This is a genomic window from Sphingobacterium sp. T2 (genome assembly GCF_000814685.1).
GTDB classification, from domain to species: Bacteria; Bacteroidota; Bacteroidia; order Sphingobacteriales; family Sphingobacteriaceae; genus Sphingobacterium; species Sphingobacterium thermophilum.
Map to the genome: position 1 here is coordinate 1 of NZ_JXAC01000300.1, position 1,443 is coordinate 1,443.

Sequence of the window (1,443 nt, forward strand, 5' to 3'; positions counted from 1 at the left end):
GGAAAATCATATAAATGGTATTGTTATACCATGTCAACAACCTCTGACCTACCACCTTTAAAGGAAGGAAAAATCCAAAGAAACGAACAATCTTAGGAAAAGATTTAGCCGTAGATTATGGAACTATATATGTTAAACCCAATGAGATAAATTATCTCGATATAAAATTCAAGAAAGTACTGACGAGATTTAAAATAAACTTAAATATAAGAGGATTAATGGGAGAATTTTCCCCTAATACCGTTGCTAGGATAAGTATCGGCAGATATTATACAAATCCTCAAACGATGGCTAAAGAATTCAAAGAAGATATCGTACAGATGGGAGATTTCAATCTTATATCCCAACAACCTCAATTCGGTACTCTTACTGCTCAAAATAACTATAATATTTCTTTAAATACCGAAGGAGATATCGCAGGTAAATCCTCCAAGTATACGTATATATACACAGCATCTTTTAACCCTATCCCCGCCAATCAATTGGCTTTACGCGTAAAAAATTTAGTAGTCATTCATGACGACAATGCACAAGAAAGAAAATTCACCCCCTCATCGACTGATGAGATTATTATCCCTATAAACAACACTAATTCTTTGCCCTTAGAAAGAGCCATAACTTATAATATAATTGCTAGATTAATAGAATCCCCGCTGGTGGTTGGGCAGAATAAATGGGCTCGAACAAACCTAATCTACAATAATTCAAATCCATCGAACACAAATAAAGTAGATAGATTTATTTTTAGATACGATAATAATTACACCAATCCACATGCTACGGAATATTGGGAACCCCAGACTATAGATCCTTGTAGCAAGGTATATCCCAATGGACTTTGGAGACTACCTACCCGAGCACAACTACAAAGCTTAATAAATGCTGAAGGTATTCTGAGAGACCAGCAACTCTCACTGGGTAGTAATATCCTGAAGTTCACCCAATACGATTCACCTACTATATCACATATTGCATACGGAAATTCAAATAAATTAATATTACCATATTTTGGATATATTGATAGCCAAAATAATGCTACTAATAATCTTTCTTCCAACTCTCCAGAAGGTCAATATTGGGGATACAATACGAGTCTTGGATATGGATACATAAATTTAAATCCTACCGATGAATCATATGTTACAAACTTTGACACAAATGAGAAAAGAACAATTAGGTGTGTCAGAACACAATAATAAACTCAAAGCATTCTTCTGAAGGAACTAAGATGATCCTTCAGAAGAATGCTTTGAACTCATATACAAAATTATCCGATTTAAGAATCCAAAAACTTATCGTCAATCTGTTTGTTTGCTTTAGCTCCCAAAGCTTTTAAGTTCWCTCTCGGTCGGACACATCCCTTGCCCATTCGGTCGCAATTTTTTCATATTTGCTCCTCCTCATGCTTTTTCAGACGCCTTCTGAAGATGCTGCTGGATTGCT

The 1,443-nt window shown here is 35.1% G+C and carries 1 protein-coding gene; it reads left to right on the forward strand.

All coding sequences use genetic code 11. The features are described from left to right. Positions 1-218 precede the first annotated feature (218 nt). The gene (locus SD31_RS14330; protein WP_039054617.1) at positions 219-1,196 is read left to right on the forward strand and encodes a hypothetical protein; all 978 of its coding nucleotides are present in this window, start codon (positions 219-221) and stop codon (positions 1,194-1,196) included. Positions 1,197-1,443: the final 247 nt, after the last annotated feature.

What these genes read in the sequence shown, in the direction of transcription:
- SD31_RS14330 (WP_039054617.1), top strand. Translation starts at nt 219, where the DNA reads ATGGGAGAATTTTCCCCTAATACCGTTGCTAGGATAAGTATCGGCAGA.